General features: G+C 70.2%; 26 protein-coding genes and 2 tRNA genes. 14 read left to right on the forward strand and 14 right to left on the reverse strand.

The annotated features are described in order from the left end of the window. Positions 1-17: 17 nt before the first annotated feature. Complete coding sequence (locus QBE02_RS01590) at positions 18-1,697, reverse strand: long-chain-fatty-acid--CoA ligase (RefSeq protein ID WP_279366850.1); 1,680 nt, start codon at positions 1,695-1,697, stop codon at positions 18-20. 61 nt (positions 1,698-1,758) lie between these two features. Here QBE02_RS01590 and gatC point away from each other — a divergent pair, with 61 nt between their 5' ends. From gatC to QBE02_RS01620, 6 genes are all read left to right on the forward strand, one after another. After that, positions 1,759-2,058: an Asp-tRNA(Asn)/Glu-tRNA(Gln) amidotransferase subunit GatC gene (gatC, locus tag QBE02_RS01595; protein WP_056230955.1), complete on the forward strand. Its 300-nt coding sequence runs from the start codon at positions 1,759-1,761 to the stop codon at positions 2,056-2,058. A gap of 64 nt (positions 2,059-2,122) precedes the next feature. After that, positions 2,123-3,643, forward strand: coding sequence for an Asp-tRNA(Asn)/Glu-tRNA(Gln) amidotransferase subunit GatA (gene gatA / locus QBE02_RS01600; RefSeq protein WP_279366851.1), 1,521 nt, complete (start codon positions 2,123-2,125; stop codon positions 3,641-3,643). Continuing rightward, positions 3,643-5,160: an Asp-tRNA(Asn)/Glu-tRNA(Gln) amidotransferase subunit GatB gene (gene gatB, locus QBE02_RS01605; protein WP_279366852.1), complete on the forward strand. Its 1,518-nt coding sequence runs from the start codon at positions 3,643-3,645 to the stop codon at positions 5,158-5,160. The genes gatA and gatB overlap by 1 nt, the downstream gene beginning before the upstream one ends. A gap of 184 nt (positions 5,161-5,344) precedes the next feature. Continuing rightward, positions 5,345-6,601, forward strand: coding sequence for a DNA polymerase IV (locus QBE02_RS01610; protein WP_279366853.1), 1,257 nt, complete (start codon positions 5,345-5,347; stop codon positions 6,599-6,601). A gap of 63 nt (positions 6,602-6,664) precedes the next feature. Beyond that, positions 6,665-6,985, forward strand: a complete 321-nt coding sequence (locus QBE02_RS01615) for a hypothetical protein (RefSeq protein WP_056230965.1) — start codon at positions 6,665-6,667, stop codon at positions 6,983-6,985. Next, positions 6,960-7,553, forward strand: coding sequence for a hypothetical protein (locus QBE02_RS01620; protein WP_279366855.1), 594 nt, complete (start codon positions 6,960-6,962; stop codon positions 7,551-7,553). Before QBE02_RS01615 ends, QBE02_RS01620 begins: the two co-directional genes overlap by 26 nt. 19 nt (positions 7,554-7,572) lie before the next feature. On the opposite strand, the gene QBE02_RS01625 is transcribed toward QBE02_RS01620, so the two are convergent. From QBE02_RS01625 to QBE02_RS01650, 6 genes are all read right to left on the reverse strand, one after another. Further along, positions 7,573-8,043 carry a DUF2017 family protein gene (locus QBE02_RS01625; RefSeq protein WP_279366856.1) on the reverse strand — a complete coding sequence of 157 codons (471 nt, stop codon included), beginning with the start codon at positions 8,041-8,043 and terminating at the stop codon, positions 7,573-7,575. Continuing rightward, positions 8,040-8,345 (reverse strand): ATP-dependent Clp protease adapter ClpS, encoded by a 306-nt coding sequence (gene clpS, locus QBE02_RS01630; protein WP_279366857.1) that lies wholly within the window; start codon positions 8,343-8,345, stop codon positions 8,040-8,042. The genes QBE02_RS01625 and clpS overlap by 4 nt, the downstream gene beginning before the upstream one ends. Continuing rightward, positions 8,345-8,686 (reverse strand): metallopeptidase family protein, encoded by a 342-nt coding sequence (locus QBE02_RS01635; protein ID WP_279367845.1) that lies wholly within the window; start codon positions 8,684-8,686, stop codon positions 8,345-8,347. Before QBE02_RS01635 ends, clpS begins: the two co-directional genes overlap by 1 nt. Before the next feature lie 178 nt (positions 8,687-8,864). Further along, positions 8,865-8,940 (reverse strand) — tRNA-His (locus tag QBE02_RS01640). Positions 8,941-8,976: 36 nt separating this feature from the next. After that, complete coding sequence (gene orn / locus QBE02_RS01645) at positions 8,977-9,603, reverse strand: oligoribonuclease (RefSeq protein ID WP_279366859.1); 627 nt, start codon at positions 9,601-9,603, stop codon at positions 8,977-8,979. Positions 9,604-9,638: 35 nt separating this feature from the next. Next, positions 9,639-9,714: transfer RNA gene (locus QBE02_RS01650), tRNA-Arg, on the reverse strand. Between the two features lie 101 nt (positions 9,715-9,815). Between QBE02_RS01650 and QBE02_RS01655 the strand changes: the two genes are divergently transcribed. Then, positions 9,816-10,025 carry a methyltransferase gene (locus QBE02_RS01655; protein ID WP_279366860.1) on the forward strand — a complete coding sequence of 70 codons (210 nt, stop codon included), beginning with the start codon at positions 9,816-9,818 and terminating at the stop codon, positions 10,023-10,025. Between the two features lie 48 nt (positions 10,026-10,073). Here QBE02_RS01655 and QBE02_RS01660 read toward each other — a convergent pair whose 3' ends face one another. Beyond that, on the reverse strand, positions 10,074-10,682 hold the full coding sequence (locus QBE02_RS01660; RefSeq protein WP_056230978.1) for a YczE/YyaS/YitT family protein: 609 nt from the start codon (positions 10,680-10,682) through the stop codon (positions 10,074-10,076). Positions 10,683-10,743: 61 nt separating this feature from the next. Between QBE02_RS01660 and QBE02_RS01665 the strand changes: the two genes are divergently transcribed. Next, a complete protein-coding gene (locus QBE02_RS01665) occupies positions 10,744-12,162 on the forward strand; it encodes a PLP-dependent aminotransferase family protein (protein WP_279366861.1) in 1,419 nt (472 codons plus the stop codon). A 48-nt stretch (positions 12,163-12,210) separates the two neighbouring features. On the opposite strand, the gene QBE02_RS01670 is transcribed toward QBE02_RS01665, so the two are convergent. Then, positions 12,211-12,468, reverse strand: coding sequence for a hypothetical protein (locus tag QBE02_RS01670; RefSeq protein WP_279366863.1), 258 nt, complete (start codon positions 12,466-12,468; stop codon positions 12,211-12,213). Positions 12,469-12,674: 206 nt separating this feature from the next. On the opposite strand from QBE02_RS01670, the gene QBE02_RS01675 reads away from it, so the two are divergent. From QBE02_RS01675 to QBE02_RS01690, 4 genes are all read left to right on the forward strand, one after another. Then, on the forward strand, positions 12,675-13,211 hold the full coding sequence (locus QBE02_RS01675) for a single-stranded DNA-binding protein (RefSeq protein ID WP_279366864.1): 537 nt from the start codon (positions 12,675-12,677) through the stop codon (positions 13,209-13,211). A 95-nt stretch (positions 13,212-13,306) separates the two neighbouring features. Then, positions 13,307-13,804 (forward strand): DUF6993 domain-containing protein, encoded by a 498-nt coding sequence (locus QBE02_RS01680; protein ID WP_279366865.1) that lies wholly within the window; start codon positions 13,307-13,309, stop codon positions 13,802-13,804. A gap of 55 nt (positions 13,805-13,859) precedes the next feature. Continuing rightward, a complete protein-coding gene (gene ettA, locus QBE02_RS01685) occupies positions 13,860-15,539 on the forward strand; it encodes an energy-dependent translational throttle protein EttA (RefSeq protein ID WP_074695076.1) in 1,680 nt (559 codons plus the stop codon). Then, positions 15,532-16,077, forward strand: a complete 546-nt coding sequence (locus QBE02_RS01690) for an acyl-CoA thioesterase (protein WP_074695075.1) — start codon at positions 15,532-15,534, stop codon at positions 16,075-16,077. The genes ettA and QBE02_RS01690 overlap by 8 nt, the downstream gene beginning before the upstream one ends. Before the next feature lie 198 nt (positions 16,078-16,275). On the opposite strand, the gene QBE02_RS01695 is transcribed toward QBE02_RS01690, so the two are convergent. Continuing rightward, entirely contained in the window at positions 16,276-17,178 is a 903-nt protein-coding gene (locus QBE02_RS01695) for an acyl-CoA thioesterase (RefSeq protein WP_431844576.1), read from the reverse strand. A 20-nt stretch (positions 17,179-17,198) separates the two neighbouring features. On the opposite strand from QBE02_RS01695, the gene QBE02_RS01700 reads away from it, so the two are divergent. Continuing rightward, positions 17,199-17,867: a hypothetical protein gene (locus QBE02_RS01700; RefSeq protein WP_279366867.1), complete on the forward strand. Its 669-nt coding sequence runs from the start codon at positions 17,199-17,201 to the stop codon at positions 17,865-17,867. Between the two features lie 171 nt (positions 17,868-18,038). Continuing rightward, a complete protein-coding gene (locus QBE02_RS01705; RefSeq protein ID WP_279366868.1) occupies positions 18,039-18,863 on the forward strand; it encodes a cation-transporting ATPase in 825 nt (274 codons plus the stop codon). On the opposite strand, the gene QBE02_RS01710 is transcribed toward QBE02_RS01705, so the two are convergent. From QBE02_RS01710 to QBE02_RS01725, 4 genes are all read right to left on the reverse strand, one after another. Then, on the reverse strand, positions 18,864-19,313 hold the full coding sequence (locus QBE02_RS01710) for a globin (RefSeq protein WP_144785279.1): 450 nt from the start codon (positions 19,311-19,313) through the stop codon (positions 18,864-18,866). It abuts the gene before it with no gap. Further along, entirely contained in the window at positions 19,310-20,554 is a 1,245-nt protein-coding gene (locus QBE02_RS01715) for a mechanosensitive ion channel family protein (protein WP_279366870.1), read from the reverse strand. Before QBE02_RS01715 ends, QBE02_RS01710 begins: the two co-directional genes overlap by 4 nt. A 66-nt stretch (positions 20,555-20,620) precedes the next feature. Beyond that, entirely contained in the window at positions 20,621-21,424 is an 804-nt protein-coding gene (locus QBE02_RS01720) for an ABC transporter permease subunit (protein ID WP_279366871.1), read from the reverse strand. Next, positions 21,421-22,332, reverse strand: a complete 912-nt coding sequence (locus QBE02_RS01725) for an ABC transporter ATP-binding protein (RefSeq protein ID WP_056231016.1) — start codon at positions 22,330-22,332, stop codon at positions 21,421-21,423. Before QBE02_RS01725 ends, QBE02_RS01720 begins: the two co-directional genes overlap by 4 nt. Positions 22,333-22,399: the final 67 nt, after the last annotated feature.

The raw sequence follows: 22,399 nt of genomic DNA on the forward strand, positions 1-22,399 counted from the left end.
GTAGCAGGGCGGTGGCGTCAGTCGGCAAGCAAGCGGTCGCGCACCTGACGTCGGAGCACCTTGCCGATGAGCGAGCGGGGCAGTTCGTCGACGACGACGATCTGCTTCGGAACCTTGTAGGGCGTCAGGATGCCGCGCGCGAAGGCCCGCACGGCTTCGGCGTCGAATTCGCCGGGGGTCGAGGGCACGACTGCGGCGACGACCTCTTCGCCCGAGTGCTCGCTCGGAAGGCCGACCACGGCGACATCGGCGATCGAGGGGTGTTGGCGCAGGACGTTCTCGACCTCGGTGGGGGCGACGTTGAAGCCTCCCGTGATGATGAGCTCCTTGATACGGTCGACGATCCGCACGAAACCGCCGTCGTCGATCGTCACGATGTCACCGGTGCGGAACCACCCGTCGACGAAGACCGCGTCGGTCTCTTCGGGCTTGCCGTAGTAGCCGGAGAAGACCTGCGGGCCGCGGACGAGGAGTTCACCGCGCTCGACGTCGGTGCGCGGGTCGTCGGGGTCGACGACCCGGCACTCGGTGCCGGGGAGGGGGAGGCCGACGGTCCCCGCGACGCGGTTGTCGGCGACGGGGTTGGCCATCAGCACGGGGGAGCACTCGCTCAGGCCGTAGCCCTCGACCAGATAGCCTCCGGTGGCTTCCTCGAACGGCACGACGAGATCGTGCGGGAGGGCCATCGCGCCCGAGATCGCGACGTCGGTACCGGTCAGCGAAACGCCCTTCTCGGTCGCCGCCGCGAGCAGCCGCTCGGCGATCGGGGGGACGAGGGGGAGGAAGGTCGCGGGGTGCTCCTTCGCGATGGCGAGTACGAGGTCGGGATCGAACTTGGGGAAGAGGACGAGACGCGCGCCCATCGACATCGCGAAGGTCACGCACAGGGTCAGCCCGTACGCGTGGAACATCGGCAGCACGGCGTAGACGACGCACCCCTCGCCGCGGACGATCTGCGGCACCCAGGCGCGGGCCTGTGCGGCATTGGCGAGCAGGTTCGCGTGCGTGAGCATCGCCCCCTTGGGGGTGCCGGTCGTCCCGCTCGTGTACTGGATGATCGCCAGGTCGGTCGACCCCGGTCGCGGGTGCGACGAGGGAAGGGGCGCGTGACGCACCAGGTCGGCCCAGTCGGCGGCATCCTCGGTCTTCGTCGTCAGAGCCGCGCGGGCCTCTCGCGCCTTCGCGAGGGGCAGGCGGAGGGCGAGTCGGGTCCGCAGGGGCATGGCGGTGGTCACGTCGACCGAGATGAGCGTGTCGACCGTCAGGTCGGCCGGGAACTCCTGGACCGTGGCGACGACTTTGCTCCACACGATCGCGTGCTTCGCACCGTGATCCTCGAACTGCTTGCGCAGTTCCCGCGGGGTGTAGAGGGGATTGTGCTCGACCACGACGGCGCCCAGGCGCAGGACCGCGTAGAACGCCACGATGTGCTGCGGGCAGTTCGGCAGCACGATCGCGACCGGGTCTCCCGCTTTCACCCCGCGCTCGGCGAGGGCTCCCGCGATGCGGGCGATGTCGGCGGCCATCTCGGCGTACGTCGTCTCGCGGCCGAAGAACTGGAGGGCGGGGGCGTCGGGGTAGTCGCGCACCGAGGCGTCGACGATGTCGACGAGCGAGCCGCTCTGGGGGTCCAGGTCTTCGGGGACACCCGGGGCGTAGCTCGAGGTCCAGGGCCGCGGGGGATCGAAGCTCGTCACCCCGTCAGCCTAGAGGTGGTGCTCGGCGGGGACAGGACCGCACGCGAACTAGACTTGCGGGGTGTCTGAAATCACTCCTGATCTCGTGCGCCATCTCGGTGTGCTCGCCCGGATCCAGTTGAGCGACGAGGAGGTTCAAAGCCTCACCGGCCAGCTGGATGCCATCGTCGACAACATCGCGAAGGTGTCCGAGGTGGCGACCCCCGAGGTCGTCGCCACGAGCCACCCGATCCCGCTCGAGAACGTCTTCCGTCCCGACGTCGTGCAGCAGCAGCTCACGCGCGAGCAGGTGCTGCAGAACGCCCCCGACCAGGCCGACGGCCGATTCCGCGTGACCGCGATCCTGGGAGAAGAGCAGTGATGCGCACCGTGCCGACCGATTTCCGGGGAGTCTCCACCTCCGACGCGACGAAGGAGCAGGGACGATGACCGATCTGACCCGCCTCACCGCCGCCGACCTGGCCTCCGCGCTCTCGAGCAAAGAGGTGTCGAGCGTCGAGGCCACGCAGGCCCACCTCGACCGCATCGCCGCCGTGGACGGCGACGTGCACGCCTTCCTGCACGTGAGCGACCACGCCCTCGCGGTCGCGGCCGACATCGACCGACGCCGCGCGGCGGGCGAGCAGCTGCACGAACTCGCGGGCGTTCCGCTCGCCGTCAAGGACGTGCTCGTCACCACCGACATGCCCTCCACGAGCGGATCGAAGATCCTCGAGGGCTACATGTCGCCCTACGACGCCACGGTCGTCGCGCGCTCGCGCGCCGCGGGCCTGGTGCCGCTCGGCAAGACCAACATGGACGAGTTCGCGATGGGCTCCTCCACCGAGTTCTCGGCGTACGGCCCCACCCGCAACCCGTGGGACCTCGACCGCATCCCCGGCGGATCCGGCGGCGGGTCGGCTGCGGCCGTCGCCGCGTTCGAGGCGCCGCTGGCCCTCGGCTCCGACACGGGCGGCTCGATCCGTCAGCCCGCGCACGTCACCGGCACGGTCGGCGTCAAGCCCACCTACGGCGGAGTGAGCCGTTACGGTGCGATCGCCCTGGCATCCAGCCTCGATCAGGTCGGCCCGGTCACCCGCACCGTGCTCGACGCGGGTCTGCTCCACGACGTCATCGGTGGACACGACGCGAACGACTCCACCTCGCTGTCCGACGCGTGGCCCTCGTTCGCCGCCGCCGCCCGCGAGGGGGCGACCGGCGAGGTCCTGAAGGGCCTCAAGGTCGGCGTCATCCGCGAGCTCGACGACCGCGGCTTCCAGAAGGGCGTGTCGGACTCGTTCCGCGCGTCGCTGGCGGCCATGGAGGCGCAGGGCGCCGAGATCGTCGAGATCAGCGCCCCGCACTTCGAGTACGGCGTCGCCGCGTACTACCTGATCCTCCCCGCCGAGGCGTCGAGCAACCTCGCGAAGTTCGACTCGGTGCGCTTCGGCATGCGCGTGAACCCGCAGGGGGCCGCGACCGTCGAGAACGTCATGGCGGCGACGCGCGACGCGGGCTTCGGCCCCGAGGTCAAGCGCCGCATCATCCTCGGCACCTACGCCCTGTCCGCCGGCTACTACGACGCCTACTACGGCAGCGCGCAGAAGGTCCGCACGCTCATCCAGCAGGACTTCGACGCCGCGTTCTCGCAGGTCGACGTCATCGCGACGCCGTCGGCGCCGACCACGGCCTTCCGCCTCGGCGAGAAGATCGACGACCCGCTGCAGATGTACCTCAACGACGTCACCACGATCCCCGCGAACCTCGCGGGCGTGCCCGGCATCTCGGTGCCGAGCGGTCTCGCCGCAGAGGACGGCCTGCCCGTCGGCATCCAATTCCTCGCCCCCGCTCGCGAGGACGCCCGCCTCTACCGTGTCGGTGCGGCCCTCGAAGCGCTGCTCGTCGACCAGTGGGGTGCCCCGCTGCTCGACAAGGCCCCCTCTCTCACGAACGGAGCGTCGCTCTGATGGCGAAAGATGCCCTGATGGACTTCGACGAGGCGCTCAAGATGTTCGAGCCCGTCCTCGGTTTCGAGGTGCACGTCGAGCTCAACACCGCGACCAAGATGTTCTCGGCCGCGCCCAACCCCGCCAACGAGGCCCACCACGGTGCCGAGCCGAACACACTTGTCGCTCCGGTCGACATGGGCCTTCCGGGCGCTCTGCCGGTGGTGAACGCCGAGGCCATCCGGTCGTCGATCAGCCTGGGCCTCGCCCTCGGTTGCTCGATCGCCCCGTCCAGCCGTTTCGCGCGGAAGAACTACTTCTACCCCGACCTCGGCAAGAACTACCAGATCTCGCAGTACGACGAGCCAATCGCCTTCGAGGGCTCGGTCGAGGTCGAGCTGGAGGACGGCACCATCGTGACCGTGCCGATCGAGCGCGCGCACATGGAAGAAGACGCCGGCAAGCTCACCCACATGGGCGGCTCGACCGGTCGCATCCAGGGTGCGGAGTACTCGCTGGTCGACTACAACCGCGCCGGCGTCCCGCTCGTCGAGATCGTCACGAAGCCGATCTTCGGTGCCGAGCACTCGGCGCCTGCACTGGCGAAGGCCTACGTCGCGACGATCCGCGACATCGTGCGCGGCCTCGGCATCTCGGAGGCGAAGCTCGAACGCGGAAACCTCCGCTGCGACGCCAACGTCTCGCTGCGCCCCCGCGGCCAGGAGAAGCTCGGCACCCGCACCGAGACCAAGAACGTCAACTCGATGCGTTCGGTCGAGCGTGCGGTGCGCTACGAGATCCAGCGTCAGGCCGCGATCCTCGCCAAGGGCGGGACGATCACGCAAGAGACGCGTCACTGGCACGAGGACACCGGTCGCACGTCTCCGGGGCGCCCGAAGTCGGATGCCGACGACTACCGTTACTTCCCCGAGCCCGACCTGCTGCCGGTGGTGCCCGCGCCCGAGCTGATCGAGGAGCTGCGCGCCGCGCTCCCCGAGCCGCCCGCGGCCCGTCGTCGTCGGCTCAAGGGCGAGTGGGGCTTCACCGACCTCGAGTTCCAGGACGTCGCCAACGGCGGCCTGCTCGACGCGGTGGCCGACACGATCGCCGCGGGAGCCGCTCCCGCCTCGGCTCGCAAGTGGTGGACGGGTGAGATCACCCGCGTCGCGAACGCGCAGGAGCGCGACGCGGCCGACCTCGTCTCTCCCGAGAACGTCGCGGCGCTGCAGAAGCTGATCGACGCCGGCACCCTCACCGACAAGCTCGCGCGCCAGGTGCTCGAGGGCGTCATCGCCGGAGAGGGCACCCCGCAGGAGGTCGTGGACGCCCGCGGTCTCGCCGTGGTCTCGGACGATGGGGCGCTCATCGCCGCGATCGACGAGGCCCTCGTCGCCCAGCCCGACGTGCTCGCGAAGATCCGCGACGGCAAGGTGCAGGCTGCCGGCGCCGTCATCGGCGCGGTCATGAAGGCGATGAAGGGCCAGGCCGACGCCGCGCGCGTGCGCGAACTCGTGCTGGAGCGCGCCGCCGCTCTGTAATCGACACCGGATGCCACGGCACCGCGCCCCGCGAGGGGTGGGGCCGTGGCATCCGTCGTTCCCGGCCCGGGGCGTGTGCACAGCCTCGGCGGTTGTCGCGGGACGACGGTCGAGGATGCGCGGGTCGCTGACCTCGCGCGGGCGCCGAGGACCGATGTCGGAGGTCCGGGGGAGAATGGATGCCATGGGACGAGGTGACGGAACGGGGCGCATCGTCTCGCGCCCCGACGCCGATGACACGGGCACGGGCATCCTGCACGTCGACATGGACGCCTTCTTCGCCTCGGTCGCCGTGCTCGACGATCTGTCCCTCGCCGGCAAGCCGCTCATCATCGGCGGGTCCGAGGGGCGCGGCGTCGTCTCGAGCGCCTCGTACGAGGCCCGCCGCTACGGCGTGAAGTCGGCGATGCCGGTGGCGATCGCCCTGCGGATGTGCCCGACCGCGATCGTCGTCAACCCTCCGTACCACCGCTACACCGAGATGTCGCGGCAGGTCATGGCAATCTTCCACGACGTCACCCCGCTGGTCGAACCCCTCTCGATCGACGAGGCGTTCCTCGACGTCCGCGGTGCGCGGCGGCTGTGGGGGAGCCCCGGCACGATCGCGCGAAACCTGAGGGCTCGGGTGAAGGCCGAGACCGGGCTGACCTGCAGCATCGGAGTCGCCGCGACCAAGCACGTCGCGAAGATGGCCTCCACGATCTCCAAGCCCGACGGGCTGCTCGTCGTGGCCGAGGCCGACACCGAGGCGTTCCTTCGCCCGCGTTCGGTTCGCGCGCTGTGGGGAGTGGGTCCCAAGGCCGCCGAGGCGCTCGAGTCTCGCGGCATCCGGCTCATCTCCGACATCCTCGACACCCCGCGGCCTGCGCTCGAGCGGGTGCTCGGTCCCGCGATGGGCGAGCGCATCTGGCACCTGTCGCGCGGCATCGACGCCCGCGAGGTGCACACGGGGCGCTCGGAGAAGAGCGTCGGTCATGAAGAGACGTTCCACACCGACATCTCCGACACCCGCACGCTGCACGTCGAGCTCCGCCGCCTCGCCGATCGCGTGGGAGCGCGCCTGCGCGCGCAGCAGTACGAGGCGTCGACGATCTCGATCAAGGTGCGCTTCTCGGACTTCACCACGCTCAGCCGTTCGCGCACGCTGCCCGAACCGACCTCGGTCGGCCAGCGCATCGGCGACGCGGCCATCGAGTTGTTCGACGGGATCGACCGACGCCAGGCCGTTCGCCTGGTCGGCGTGCGGGGCGAGAAGCTCAAGCCGGCGGCGATCGCGGCCACCCTGTGGGATGACGACGCCGAATGGCGCCGCGTCGAGGGAGCGCTCGACGACGCCACCACCCGCTTCGGCCGAGGGGCCGTCACCCGTGGATCGCTGCTCGGGCCGTCGCGCGGTGGGGGAGCCCTACCCACGAACCCACGGCCGTCGTACGACCACTGACACGCCGGTCCCGGTCGCGCAACGCCCCTCGATGCTCCGAGGCCGGGCCGCTACGGTGGTGCCATGCCCAACATCGCTTTGGAACTCGGCAAGCAGGCCACCAGCTTCGGCGTCACCTCCGCCTACGGGGAGCAGCAGGACGTGAACGGCGTCAAGATGATCCCCGTCGCCCTCACCTGGGCCGGGTACGGCGGCGGCTCCGACGAGCAGGGCAACGGTGGCGGCGGGGGCGGTGGCTACACGCTGCCCCTCGGCGCCTACATCCGCCGTGGTGACGATCTGCGGTTCGACCCGAACCTCGTCGCGTTGCTTGCCGTCGGCATCCCGTTCGTGTGGGTGGCCGGTCGCGCCCTCAGCCGTGTCATCCGCGCCCTCAAGAAGTAACGCGGGCCCGGTTGCCGACGCCCTCACCGCGGCTCTGGCCGCGGTGTCGGCGCGCATCGTCGCGGTCGGCGCCGCGAACCCCGTCGTCGCCCTCGACGGGCGCAGTGGCGCGGGGAAGAGCTCTTTGGCTCGACGCCTGGTCGCGGCATGGCCGGGCCGCGGACGCGTGCAACTCGTCGCCCTCGATGACGTCTACCCCGGATGGGACGGCCTCGCCGAGGGCGTCGAATACGCCCGGCGGGTCATCCTCTCTCCGCACGCGCGGGGGCTGATCGGCGTCTGGGAGCGGTGGGACTGGGAAGCGAGCGCGCGGGCCGACGCGTACGCCGTCGACCCCTCGCTGCCCCTGGTGGTCGAAGGTTCGGGACTTCTCACCCCCGAGGTCGCGCGACTCGCCGACGTGTCGGTGTGGGTCGATGCTCCGCCGGCGTCCCGCAAGGCGCGTGCCCTCGACCGCGACGGCGACACCTACCGTCCGCATTGGGATCGCTGGGCCGCGCAGGAGGACCGGCATCTCGAGGCGCACCATCCGGAACGGCTGGCCGATCTGGTCGTCTCCGTCCCGTAAAGGACGTCGACGACGCCGCTCACGCGCGATCGAGAGCTGCGACGAGACCGTCGAGGCGATAGCCGATCCAGTCGTACACGCCGTAGCGCGGGTCTTCGGGATCGTGATCGTCGTCGTTCTGGATGCCGAGACGGGTCGCCATGACCAGTCGCAGCGCCGAGAGCGTGCGCATCCACGCCAGGGCCTCGGTCTCACCGAGGGCGACGGCGATCGTCGCGTCGGGATCGAGGTCCGCGCCGTCCAGGCCGAGGGTGTGCAGAACCGTGGCGACGTCCTGCGACCGACGCTCGAGGAGGTCCCCGCCGGTCAGACGCCGGAACTCCCGACTCGCAGCCGCGTCGTCGGGGTAGGCGTCCGGAAGCAGGCGTTCCACCGCGGGGTCCTCGCCCGCGCGGGAGTCCGCCAGCAGATCGCGGAACTGTCCCACGATGCCGGCCAGATGCAGGGCCTCGAGCCCGCTGATCTCCAGCACGACGACGCGCTCGCTCACGCGGGGTCCTTCCTGACGGTGGCCCAGAGGCCGAAGTCGTGCATCGCCTGCACGTGGGCTTCCATGACTTCGCGAGGCCCTCGGGCCACCACGGCGTGGCCGTCGTGGTGCACGGCGAGCATCAGCCGGTTCGCGGTCGCGGCGTCGTAGCCGAAGTAGGTGCGGAAGATGTGGGTGACGTAGCTCATGAGATTCACGGGGTCGTTCCACACCACGGTCTGCCACGACGCCGGCGGAGCCGCCGCCAGATCGGTCTTGAGGTCGACATCGAGATCGAGGTCGGGACTCGCCACGCCCGCCATCACGCCCACCCCAGCTCGTGGAGGCGTTCGTCGTCGATGCCGTAGAAGTGAGCGATCTCGTGGACGAGCGTCGTGTGGATCTCGTCGCGCAGTTCCGCCTCGTCGTGGCACGCGGCGAGGTGCGGCTCCCGGTACACGATGATGCGATCGGGGAGCTCGCCGACGCCGTAGCGCTCGCGTTCCGTCAACGCCCAGCCGTCGTACAGCCCGAGGAGATCCAGGGACCCGTCCTCGGGGCGGTCCTCGACGACGAAGACGACGTTGTCGAGACCGTCCACCATGTCGTCGGGGAGCTGATCCAGCTCGTCGACGACGAGTTCTTCGAACGCCGACGCATCCATCTCGAGGGCCGAGCGCGCGTCGACGCGGTCGTTCACGGCGGGCCTCCCGGGGGTCTCGAACCGTCCAACGGATGCCGACAGATCGCGCCGACGTTCCGTGTCGATTCTACGGCGCGGGGGAGCGCCGGTCGCGAATGACGAAGGCCCGGCGAGCGATGCTCGACCGGGCCTTCTTCGTTGGGGTGGCTAACGGGACTTGAACCCGCGACCCCCGCGACCACAACGCGGTGCTCTACCGACTGAGCTATAGCCACCATGTGTCTGCCGCAGCAGACAACTGAACGATTATGTCATACGTCCAGCGTGAACGACGACACGGCCGAGGCCGAGACGGCCTTGGCCTCGTCGCTCGTGGGGCCCGGCTGGGGCACGAACACCGCGGCGCGGTAGTAGGCGAGCTCGCGGATCGATTCGCGGATGTCGGCGAGTGCGCGGTGGCCGCCGTTCTTCGCCGGGGCTTGGAAGTAGGCGCGCGGATACCAGCGGCGCGAGAGCTCTTTGATGCTCGACACGTCGACGTTGCGGTAGTGGAGCCAGCGGTCGACGCGCGGCATGTACTTCGCCAGGAACATGCGATCGGTGCCGATGGTGTTGCCGGCGAGAGGAGCCTTGCCCTCGACGGGCGCGAACCGCTGGATGTACTCGAGTGTCTGGAACTCGGCATCCGCAAGGCTCACTCCGTGCGGGATCTCGTCGAGCAGACCCGAGGAGCGGTGCATCTCGGTGACGAACTCGCCCATGTTGGCGAGGGCCGAGGCGTCGGGCTTGATCACGATCTGGAAACCGGGGTCGAGCACGTTGAGTTCGAAATCGGTGATGACGACGGCGATCTCGACGAGCTCGTCGACGGCCAGGTCGAGCCCGGTCATCTCGCAGTCGATCCAGACGAGCCGGTCGTTCTCGGAGGCGTTTACCATCCCCACATCCTAGTGAGGGGTGCCGACACCGGCTCTGGTCCCCCAGACACGATTCGAACGTGTGACCGGCGGATTAGAAGGCCGCTGCTCTATCCACTGAGCTACTGGGGGTCGATCTCAGGATATCGCCCGAGGCGTTCCCGCCGCGCCAGCCCCTGGCACATCTGCCGGGGCGGCGGTACATTCCGGCGAAAGAGAGCAAAGGAGCACTCATGTCCGAGACTGCGACGCGACGCATCTGGGTGGCTTACGGTCCGAACGGCGTCGTCGGGAAGATCCAGAAAGAGAGCGACGGCTACCGCGTTCACATGGCCGGCAAGGACGAGCCCCTGGGCGTCTACCCCTCCATGGAGATCGCGAAGAACGCCGTGCACTCGCACCTCAAGCCCGGCAGCGAGCGGCCCGAGTTCCGCGAGCACTGAACGGTGGGGCGGCTCCCGGTCCGCGGGAGCCGCCCCACCGTCGGTGTCTCAGGCGGATGCCATCGTCCGCGCGGGCGCCGCGGGCTTCGGAGTGGCCAGCAGCGGCAGGGCGAGGTGGACCAACGGCCCGATCCCGAGCGCGAAGACGACGGTCCCGATGCCGACGGTGCCGCCGAGCAACCACCCGAGGACGAGCACCGACCCCTCGACGCCGAGGCGGCACGCCCAGATCGGCCAGCCGAAGCGCGCGTGCATTCCGGTCATAAGGCCGTCGCGCGGGCCGGGGCCGAAGTGCGCTCCGATGTAGAGCCCGGATGCCACGGCCACCAGCACCACGCCGGCGACGAGCATGAGGGCTTGCAGCCAGAAGGTGTCGGGGTGGGGGAGCAGCCCGAGCGAGAGCTGGAGGCTCGTGCCGACGAGCAGGATGTTCGCCACGGTTCCCACCCCCGGCTTCTGGCGCAGGGGGATCCACAGCAGGAGCACGCCCAGGCCGACGATGTTCGTGATCCAGCCGATGCCAATCCCCGTCACGCGCGAAAGTCCCTGCGCGAAGACCGTCCACGGGTCGACTCCCAGGCCGGCCGCGACGGTGACGGCGCAGCCGAAGCCGTAGAGCACGAGTCCGAAGAAGAGGCGCAGGATCCGAGAAGACATGTGGCGATCCAATCACGGGATTGGCTTTGGTGCAGGATGCCAATTCGACTACGGTGGCCGCATGGACTCGCGCGTATCGGCCCGCACCCTCGCCGCCTCTCTCGGTGGCTGGCGGGGAAACGGCCCCGCCTACGAGGCACTCGCCGACGGTGTCCGTCTGCTCTGCTTGGACAATCGCCTCGCTCCGGCCACGGCCCTGCCCGCCGAGCGCGAGCTGGCGGCGATTCTGGGAGTGAGTCGCACCACCGTCGCCGCCGCGTACCAGAGCCTGCGCGACACCGGACACATCGAGAGCCTGCGCGGGAGCGGGAGCGTCACCCTGCCCCTGCGTCGGACCGACCCGGGCCGGCACGAACCGGACGCCGAGACGATCGATCTGCAGCAGGCGAGTCCCGCGGCTTGGCCCGGGCTTCCGGGGATCATGGCGGAGGTCATCCAGGACGCGCCGGCACTCGTCGCGCGGATCGGATACGACGTCGTCGGCGATGTGGGCCTGCGTACCGCGATCGCCGAGCACTACCGCGCGAGAGGTCTCGCCACCTCCGCCGACCAGATCCTCGTGACGACGGGGGCGCAGAGCGCGATCCACCTGATCGCCTCGGTGCTCCTGCACCGCGCCGACCGGGTCATGATCGAGACCCCCACCTACCCTCACGCGGCGGATGCGTTCCGTCGGGTCGGGGCACGCCTGGTGGGCGTGCCGGTCGACTCCACCCACGGATGGGACCTCGAGCGCGCGGAGCAGACGTTCGCGAGGGCGCTGCCCTCGCTGGCGTACCTGATGCCCGACTTCCACAACCCGACGGGGCGCACCATGACCGCGGACGAGACGGATGCCTTCGTCGTGGGCGCGCGCTCGGTCGGGACTCTCCTGGTCCTCGATGAGACCACCGCACAGCTCGACATCGATCGGCGATCGCAGTCGGCGGCATTTCCCGAGGATGAGCGCGTGATCCGCGTCGGCTCCCTCGGCAAGACGGTGTGGGGTGGACTGCGCGTCGGGTGGGTGCGCGCAGCGCCCGACATCGTGCGGCGCCTGGCCAGCGGTCGACCCGTGCACGATCTGGGGACTCCCGAGCTCGAGCAGGCCATCGCGGCGCGCCTCATCCCGCGACTCGACGAGATCGCCGCGCAGCGCGGCACCCTGCTGCGTGCGGGTCGCGACAGCCTGGTCGAGGAGCTGAGGCGACTGTTTCCGGAGTGGGACGTGCCCGAGGTGCACGGCGGTGTGTCTCTCTGGGTCGGGATCGGCGAGCCGCTGAGCACGCCGTTGGTGATGTCGGCGCGGGCACGAGGGCTCGCCCTCTCCGCCGGATCGCGATTCGCCGTTGAGGGCGGCCACGACCGTCGTCTGCGCGTGCCGTTCACCGCGTCGCCGTCGACGCTGCGGCGGGCGGTCGGCATTTTGCGCTCAGCGTGGGACGACGTACGCGGCGGAAGCGCGATTCCTTCTCGAACGGACTTCGCCACCGTCGTCTGAGCACAGCCCGACCGCACCGGGAGACCGGATGCCGAGCGCCGCACGGTTCTACCGGAGGTACCGCAGGCACTCGACGGCGTCGGCGGACGACCAGAACTCGCCGAGGCGACGGAAGCTGCCGGAGGCGGAGTGGAACCGCTCGGCGGCGTAGCGCCACCCTCCGTCGGCGGCGATCGCGCGGATATGACCGACCACGATGCCGCGCGGATCGGCGATGCGCCACAGGCCGGCGGCGACGTGCGTCGCCGCGCCCCACCCGGCCGGACGCGGTGCCGGAGCGAGGTCGTTCCACAGTGCGGTGCTCATGGGATGACGGTAGAACCAACCTCCGACATCGACGCCGGTCGTCTCCGGGGTCCGTCCTCCCCAGGCGCCTGATCGCCGGAATCATCCACAGAACCGCCGGATCGACCCGCGGCGTACGCATCGATCCAGTCATTCTGAGCGTGGCTCCGGCATCCGTCGGGCACACGGATGTCGGAGCGCACACCACGTCGAGAGGAACAACGGACATGAGCGATCACATCACCCTGGTGGGCAACATCGTCGGCGAGCTGGAGCAACGCGCCACGCGCGGAGGCGGGCCCATCGCGGCCTTCCGCATCGCCGTCGGCGAGCGCAAACTCGATCGCGAGCGCGGGGAGTGGGTGGACGGGCACACGAACTACTACAACGTCTCGGCGTTCGGAGACCTCGGGGCTCACGCGCTGCACTCCCTGCGGAAGGGGCAGCGGGTCGTCCTGACCGGCCGTCTGCGGCTGCGCGAGTGGGAGAACGACGTCAAACGCGGGGTGAGCGCCGACGTCGTCGCCGACGCCATCGGCCACGACCTGCGGTGGGGCACCACGCGGTTCGAAAAGGCGGCGCGGTCGTCGGGCGCCCCGAGCGTCGCGGCCTCAGAGGCGGCGGGGCCGGAGGCGGACGAGCAATGGGCGATCCCCGGGGCGTCGGAGGGGGTCGCCGGTGACGTCGAGATGGTCGGCGCGAGCGCCGGGGGCAGCGGGGGATCGTCGTCGGACGCGGTCGCGGACGAGGCCGGTCCGTTCTGAGTCGGGGTTTCACGGCGGCGCGGGGGACGGTCGCGGCGCGGGCGATCGCGTCGTCCGGAGCGGGGTGTGGCGGAGGGGTCCGTAGACTCGGACGCGTGTCCCGCCTCCTCGGTCGTCCCCTCGCCGCCCTGACCCTCGTCGCGGTGCTGGGCCTCGCCGGGTGCACCGGCGAGTCGCCCGCTCCCGGCCCCGTCGAGTCCGTCCCACCGTCGGTCTCGGCCTCGCCGTCGTCCACGTCCACGCCGACGGCGCCGGCCGCTCCCGCGCTCGTACCCGGGGGGACCGCGGCGCAGAACTTGCCGTTCTTCACCCAGGTCGTCTCCGGAGTCTGGTCGGGCCCCGATCAGGTGGCCGGGCGCGCCTACATCGACGCTCTCGCCGCCGCGGGCTTTGACAAGGCCGCGATGCAGGTGACGCCCGACCGGACCACGGTCGACAACCCCGCCGAGAGCATCGAGTTCTCCGTCCGCATCGGCGATCAGTGCCTGGTGGGTCAGGTCGGCCCCTCGATCGGCAATCCCGTCACCGCGGTGCTGCCCGGCCTGTCGTCCGGCGGGTGCCTCATCGGGCAGACGCGCGCCATCGACTGGTGACCCGGGGCCGACTCACGTCGGCGGGATACCGCATCGCCCCTAGACTGGACGGGTTATGGCGGAATACATCTACTCCATGGTCCGCGCTCGCAAAGCTGTGGGCGACAAGCTGATCCTCGACGACGTCACCATGTCGTTCCTCCCCGGTGCCAAGATCGGCATGGTCGGGCCGAACGGTGCGGGTAAGTCGACGATCCTGAAGATCATGGCGGGGCTCGACAACCCCTCCAACGGCGAGGCCCGGCTGAGCCCCGGCTTCACGGTCGGGATCCTCATGCAGGAGCCCGAGCTCGACGACAGCAAGACCGTCCTCGAGAACATCCAGGACGGCGTGGCGATCAAGCCCAAGCTCGACCGCTTCAACGAGATCTCGGCCCTCATGGCCGACCCCGATGCGGACTTCGACGCCCTGCTGGCCGAGATGGGAACGCTGCAGGAAGAGATCGACGCCGCCGACGGCTGGGACCTCGACTCGCAGCTCGAGCAGGCGATGGACGCGCTGCGCACCCCGCCGGCCGACGCCTCGGTCGTTCCGCTCTCCGGCGGTGAGCGTCGTCGCGTCGCCCTCGCCAAGCTCCTCCTGCAGAAGCCCGACCTGCTGCTCCTCGACGAGCCCACCAACCACCTCGACGCCGAGAGCGTGCTCTGGCTCGAGCAGCACCTCAAGGCGTACAAGGGCGCGGTCATCGCGATCACCCACGACCGGTACTTCCTCGACAACGTCGCGGAGTGGATCGCCGAGGTCGACCGCGGTCACCTGTACCCCTACGAGGGCAACTACTCGACCTACCTCGAGAAGAAGGGGCAGCGCCTCGACGTCCAGGGCAAGAAGGACGCCAAGCTCGCCAAGCGCCTCAAGGAGGAGCTCGAGTGGGTCCGCTCCAACGCCAAGGGCCGCCAGGTCAAGTCGAAGGCGCGTCTCGCCCGCTACGAAGAGATGGCAGCCGAGGCCGAGCGCACGCGCAAGTTGGACTTCGACGAGATCCAGATCCCCGCGGGCCCGCGCCTGGGCAGCATCGTCATCGACGCTAAGAAGCTCGAGAAGAGCTTCGGCGACCGCTCGCTGATCAGCAACCTCAGCTTCAACCTGCCGCCGAACGGCATCGTCGGTGTGATCGGTCCGAACGGTGTCGGAAAGACCACGCTGTTCAAGACGATCGTCGGCCTCGAGCCCCTCGACGGCGGCACGCTGAAGATCGGCGAGACTGTCAAGATCAGCTACGTCGACCAGTCGCGCTCCAACATCGACCCCGAGAAGACGCTGTGGGAGGTCGTGTCTGACGGACTCGACATCATCACCGTCGGCAAGACCGAGATCCCGTCGCGCGCGTACGTGTCGAAGTTCGGGTTCAAGGGCCCCGACCAGCAGAAGAAGGCGGGCGTCCTCTCCGGCGGTGAGCGCAACCGCCTGAACCTCGCCCTCACGCTGAAAGAGGGCGGCAACCTGCTCCTTCTCGACGAGCCGACCAACGACCTCGACGTCGAGACGCTGAGCTCGCTCGAGAACGCGCTGCTCGAGTTCCCCGGTTGTGCCGTGGTCATCACGCACGACCGGTGGTTCCTCGACCGCATCGCGACGCACATCCTCGCCTACGAGGGCACCGAAGAGCACCCCGATCAGTGGCACTGGTTCGAGGGTAACTTTGAGGCCTACGAGGCGAACAAGGTCGAGCGTCTCGGTGCCGACGCGGCCAACCCCTCGCGCTCGACCTACCGCAAGCTCACGCGTGACTGACAGCCCCGCGCAGCACACCCCCGACGAGGGTCCGGCGGTCGCCGGACCCTCGCGGGTGCACGTGCCCATCCACCTCCGCTGGGGCGACCTCGACGCCCTCGGGCACGTCAACAACACCTCGATGTTGAAGCTGCTCGAAGAGGCACGGTTGCGCGCGTTCTGGCACAGCGACGGCGAGGGAGAACCGCTCCCGACGGCGGTGTTCGACATGGACGTGCTCGAGAGCGGCGGCGATCGCGCCACGCTCATCGCCCGTCAAGAGATCGAGTACCTGCGCCCGGTGCCCTACAGCCAACGCCCCCTCGACGTGCGCATGTGGATCGGCGCGATGGGCGGGTCGAGCGCCGACATCTGCTTCGAGGTCTACAGCCCCGTCGGTGACGCCGAGCCCGTGCTCTACGCCCGCGCCACGGCCGTCACGGTCCTCGTCGACACCGCCAGTGGTCGACCCATCCGCTGGACCGAAGCGGAACGCACCGCTTGGGCGCCGTACATCGGAGACCCGATCGAGTACCGCCGGGGCCGTTCCCGCGGGTGAGCCCGCTCCACGGGACCCCGCGTATCCCGCGCCCGTCGTAAGACGCCGGAGCCCGGTGACGCCACTCGCGGGCCCGGGGCGTTCCCCGCCCGCCGGGAGCCGACTCTCGTCAGCACCCTGCGGAACCCGGCCGGCGCACGCCGCCGCCGACCCGCGCGACCTCGTTTGGCGAGGGCCGCCGGGTGTCGGCATCCGGGATCATCCGCGCGGGACGCGCACCATGACCTCTTGCGCGACGCTGGCCACGAGCGCGCCGCCGCGCGTGTAGATGCGTCCGGTGGCGAGTCCTCGGCCCCCGCGTGCGTTCGGGGACTCCTGCACGTACAGCAGCCACTCGTCGACGCGTCCCGGCCGGTGCCACCACATCGCGTGGTCGAGGCTCGCGACCTTCAGCCCGGGGGCGTTCCACGCGACGCCGTGCGCACGCATGATCGACTCCTGGATCGTGAGGTCGCTGAGGTAGGCGAGGGCGGCGCGGTGGACGGCGGGGTCGTCGCCGACGGGGCGACGCAGCTTCATCCAGACCGCCTGCCGGGGCACGTGCGGGCCCTCGACCGAGGCGTACAGCGGCGAGGTCACGTGGCGGACGTCGACAGGGCTCTCGGAGAGGATCCTGCGGCTGATCGGGTGCAGGGTCTCGACCTCGAGCGAGGGGGCGTCCTCGGGCTGGGGAATCCCCTCCGGCATCGGCTCGAAGTGCTCAAGTCCCGGGTCTTCGTCCTGGAACGAAGCGATCATCGAGAAGACCGGGACGCCGGACTGGAACGCCTGGGTCCGCCGAGTCGAGAACGAGCGGCCGTCGTGAATGCGGTCGACGGAGAAGGTGATGCCGTCGGAGGGGTCACCCGGGCGCAGGAAGTACCCGTGCATCGAGTGGACGGTGCGCTCAGCCGGGAGGGTCCGAGACGCTGCGACGATGGTCTGCGCGAGCACCTGACCGCCGTACACGCGACCGGTGGGCATGGCCTGCGACACCCCCGTGAAGATGTCTTCGGTCGTGCGCGCTCCGGCATCGCGGAGGTCGAGCACGCTCAGCAGCGACGCCACGGGATCGATGGCCTCGGACACACTGACTCCCGTTCCGGTACGGCGAACCCGCACCGCTTGATAGTTTAGGGCGGGTGTCCGCGCGCCTGTTGTTCCCCGACCCGCAGGCCGCAGCCGACCTGCTCACCTTCGCCGCCCGAACGATCCGTCTCGGTGACGGCACCGTGCGACTGCGAGCCGACGGGGGAGTGCTGGTCGCCACGGCGGCCCCTCTCGCCCCGCGCGGACTGCTCGATGCCACGCCGACCGTTCTGGGTCTGCGCGTCTCGGCGATCGACCCCGAGCTCGAGTGCGACCTGGTGGTCGAGGCGTCCGCCCTGCTCCCCGCCCCCGACGACGCGTCCGCGGTCGTGCTACCTGAGACCGCGACCTCACCGGCCTGGGCGGGCATCTCGCCCCCGCGCGGAGGATGGGAGCAGACGGATGCCATCGACTCGGCCGTACTCGCCTCGCGCGCGCAGTACGGGGTCGCGGCCGTCGCCGACGCCCTTCCCGCCGACCCCGGCGAGGACATCGTGCGCCTCGTGCGGGCCCAGGTCTGGGGTCAGCCCGACGAAGCACTGGGGGGACTGCCCCTGGGCACGGCCTTCGCGGCCTTCGCTCTGGGCTTCATCGCGGGGTCCGAGCAGGCGCCCGTGCGTCGCAGCGGTGCGTGGACGCGCGTGAGTCTCGCGCGCGGCCACGTGCTGGTGCGCGGTCCGGTGCGTTCGGGGCTCACCGCGGTGCGCGCTACGGGGAGCTGATCCAGCAAGCGCACAGGTGGCCTTCATACGCTGAGGGCACGCAAGGGGAGTACTCCCGACGCGACGTATCCGTCATCACGAGTCCACGATTGGATTCCGGGTACGTCGGTCCGAAAGGACGGAGGAGACCTTGACGCCGCGGTCGCGTGCCGCCCGTCGAGAGGTCCTCCCATGGTCTCGTTCTCCCGTCTGTTCGATCTCGCCTCCAAGGCCGCCGGAAAAGCCGCATCCTCGTCGCGCCCCCCGGGTGCCTCCGGAGGAAAAGACTGGCGCGACATGGTGCGCTCCGCGGCCGACGCCGTGACCGGCGATCGCGGAGCGAGCACCCCGCGCGCCGCGACCCGCGGCCCCGCGTCGAACGGGCGGTACGCGCCGCCCGCGGCATCCCGTCCCTCGTCCGCTCTGCCGGACGCCGACCGTGCCGCCATCGCCCGCTACGACTACCTCCTGCGCACGGCCGACCCCGACCGGGTCGAGCAGATGCACCGCGAAGCGTTCGCCCGCCTCACACCGGCGCAGCGCGCGCACGTGAAGGAACGGATGGATGCCGATCTGGCCCCTCACGAGCGCCCGCGCACGGACACCGCGGACGACCTCGCGCGAACGGCTGCGCGTGCCGAGGCCGCGCGTCCCGGACGCATGTCCGGGCTGCTCGCAAAGGCCGGGCGCGGCGGTCTGATCGGTGCCGGCGCCGTGGGCGCCGGGGGCCTCCTCGCTGCGGTCGCCGGGGGAGCCGTGGTCAGCGCCGTCGCGGCGCCCCTGCTCGCGCAGGCCGGGCAGATGGGCGTCGACTTCGCGGGGCTCGCAGAGGGCGTCGACCTCGAGGCGATGGCATCCGGCATCGATCTCGCCTCGCTCGCCGAGGGCACAGGCCTCGGCGAGTGGGCCGGAGGAGCTCAGGATGCCGTGTCGGGGGCCGGCGAGCAGATCAGCGGTTTCGGCGAGGGACTGTCGAACCTCGACATCCCCGGGTTCGGGGACTTCCTCGGTCGGTGATCAGTCGTTCGCGCGGACGGGCAGGCCCGTATCGGGGCGCCCGTCCTGGCGCGGGCCGATCCCGCGCGGCTCGAACGTGTTGACCATCGCGTAGGCCGCCCGCTCGAGGTAGTCCCACAGGGGCTCTTCGAACGCGGGCGGCAGGGCGATCTCGTCGACGGCGGCGCGCATGTGCCGCAGCCAGCGGTCGCGGGCGTCGGGGTCGACGTGGAACGGCATGTGGCGCATGCGCAGGCGCGGGTGTCCGCGCGTCTCGCCATAGGTCGTCGGGCCGCCCCAGTACTGCGCGAGGAACAGGGTGAGGCGTTCGGCGGCCGGGCCGAGGTCCTCTTCGGGGTACATCGGTTTCAGCACCTCGTCGGAGGCGACGCCGCGATAGAACGCGTCGACCAGCCGACGGAATGTCTCCATCCCGCCCACCTGGTCGTAGAAGCTGACGGGCTCGGTCATGACTCGTCCTTGTCGTCGGCGCGGACCGCCGGAGGAGTGGGCTTGGGCACGTCGGCGCCGCGAGCCGGGGGCAGGTCGACGATGGCCGTGGGGGTGTCGTCCTGAACGGTCTTCTTCTTCACCTTGGCAGGGGGCGCTTCGCCGGCGTGCTCGTCAGCGGTCTCGGAGGCGTCCATCTTGCTGCGGCGCGGGCGCCAGATCGGGCGGCTCGCGCCGACCGCGACCTGGGTCTCTTTGGTCTTCGGCGGGTGCGCTCCGCGGACGCTCTGCGCGCCCTCCGCGCCCGTCAGCACGATCGAGTTGAGCTGGGGGAGCGCGATGCCCATCGCATCGATGGCCTTCTTCAGGCGCGCGCGCAGCTCGCGGGCCACGTCGTCCTTCGCGCTCGAGCGGGTCTTCATGACGAGGCGTATGACGAGGGCGTCGCCGCTGATCGACTCCAGGCCCCAGATCTCTGGCTGCTCGATGATGCGCGAGCGCCACTTCGTCTCTTTCGCCATCGTCTTGGCGGCGGTCAGCATCGCCTTCTCGACGTCGTCGATGTCGGCATCCACCGGTACGGCCAAATCGATGATGACGCGCGACCATCCCTGGGACATGTTGCCGATGCGGGTGATCTCACCGTTGCGCACGTACCAGAGCGTGCCGTTGACGTCGCGGACGTGGGTGATGCGGACGCTGACGAACTCCACGATGCCGGTCGCAAGCCCCAGGTCGACGACGTCTCCGATGCCGATCTGGTCTTCGGCGACGATGAAGATGCCGTTGAGCACGTCTTTGACGATGTTCTGGGCGCCGAAGCCGAGGCCTGCACCGATTGCGGCGGTGAGCAGCGTGAGCGAGGCGAGCGCGTCGGGCGCGACGATGCTGGCGATCCACACGAGCGCGACGATCACGAGGATGACGTTGACGATGTTCTGCAGGATCGTGCCGAGGGTGCGGGTGCGCTGAACGAGCCGCACCGCGCTGAGCGGCGAGCGATCGAGCGCCTGCGTGTCGTCGACGCGGGCCTTGCTCTTCGCCCCGTTGACGATCCGATCCACCACGCGGCGGATGATGACGCGAAGGATCCAGGCGGCGACGGCGATCCCGATGATGATCCCGAGCACTCTCAGCAGCACACCGCCGAAGCCGAGCAGCTGATCGCCGATCCAGGCCCAGGTGTCGGGATTGGCCAGATCGCTCGGCGAAGTGATCGAGGGCGATGGGACGGGCGAGGGGTTTTCGGCGAGAACGGACATCGGATTCAGCCTAACGACGGATGCCTCGGCGCCGGCTGAGCGTCGAGGCATCCATCGGGGATCGGATCAGGCGTCGCGCGAGCGGAGCGCGATCCACCCGAGCAGAAGGGGCCCGATCACCCACCCGGCCATCGTGAGCGCGGGCTCCATCAGGTCGGTCGCCCCGGCCCGGGTGAGGCTGCCGGCTGCGCTGACCGGAAGGTAGGTGCCCGCCTCGACGACCCACATCCAGTCGGGGCCCGCGATCGAGAACAGGCTCAGCATGATGGGCAGCACGAAGAGCACTCCCACCGTGACGGCGATCGCACCTGCGCCGCTGCGCAGGACGAAACCGAAGCCGACGCCCATGAGGGTGAAGCAGGCCATCGAGAGCACGCCGAGGGCGAGGGGCACGATCGAGTCGGCCGGCGTCGCCCAGTCGATGCCCGTGCCGCCCAGCAGGGGAGCGGTCGCGGCGATGGCGACGGCGTAGATGATCACGGTGGTCACCATCATCGTCACGGCCACGACGAGCGCCTTCGCCAGCAGCACGGCACCGCGACGGGGCTCCGCGGTGAGCGTCGAGCGGATCATCCCGGTGGAGTACTCCCCGGTCACGACGATCGCGCCGAGGATGCCGGCCACGAGCATCGTGAACTGGGTGGGCGCGAGGATGACGTTCGTCGGCTCCATCCCCCCGCCCTTGCCGCTCGTGGCGAGCGCGATGAGCAGCGAGATCCCCACCGACAGCGCGGCGGTGACCCCGAGCGACCACCAGGTCGAGCGGAGCGTGAGGATCTTGATCGCCTCGCTCCTCAGCAGGTGCGCGAAGCTCAGGCGCGGGGTGCTCGGGTGCGTCGCCCGGCGGGGCGCGGCGGCGAGGGCGGTCATGCGATCTCCTTGGTCTTGTACTCGACGGAGTCGTCGGTCAGGGCGAGATAGGCGTCCTCGAGGGAGCCGACGCGCGGGCTGAGTTCGTAGAGGGGGATGCCGCGGGCGGCGGCGATGTCGCCGACCGTTTCGGCCGTGATCCCGGTGATCTGCGCCGCGCCCGGCTCGACGGCCGAGACGGTGGCATCCGGGATCTCGAGGGCGGTGACGAGTTCGCCGAGGCGGGGGGAGCGCACGAGCAGGGTGGTCGTGGTCCAGGTGCGGACGAGGTCAGGGAGGGCCGCGTCGGCGAGCACGCGTCCGCGCCCCAGCACGATCACGTGATCGGCGGTCTGCGACATCTCGCTCATGAGGTGGCTCGACAGCAGGACCGTTCGACCCTCGCCCGCGAGATGGCGCACGAACTGGCGCACCCAGCGGACGCCCTCGGGATCGAGGCCGTTGACCGGTTCGTCGAGGATCAGCGTGTGCGGGTCGCCGAGCAGGGCGGCCGCGATGCCGAGGCGCTGACCCATGCCGAGCGAGAAACCACCCGCGCGCTTGCCGGCCACCGATCCGATGCCGGTGAGCTCGATCACCTCGTCGACGCGGGCGTTCCCGATGCCGTGCGTCGCGGCCATGGCGCGAAGGTGGTTGCGCGCCGATCGGCCGGTGTGGATGGCTTTCGCGTCGAGCAGGACGCCGACCTCGGTGAGGGGCGAGCGAAGGTGCCGGTAGTCCTGGCCGCCCACGGTCACGCGGCCGGCGGTCGGGCGGTCGAGGCCGACGATCATGCGCATCGTGGTGGACTTCCCCGCACCGTTGGGTCCGAGGAAGCCGGTCACCCGCCCAGGGGCCACCGTGAACGAGACGCCGTCGACGGCGGTCTTGTCGCCGTACCGCTTGGTGAGGTTGTCTGCAACGATCATGCCTCCACGCTAGGGACGGCGCCCCGGTCGCCGCGTCCTCCGTTCGGATGATCGCGAGCGACGGGAG

The sequence above is a fragment of the Microbacterium testaceum genome (assembly GCF_029761935.1).
Lineage (GTDB): Bacteria > Actinomycetota > Actinomycetes > Actinomycetales > Microbacteriaceae > Microbacterium > Microbacterium testaceum_A.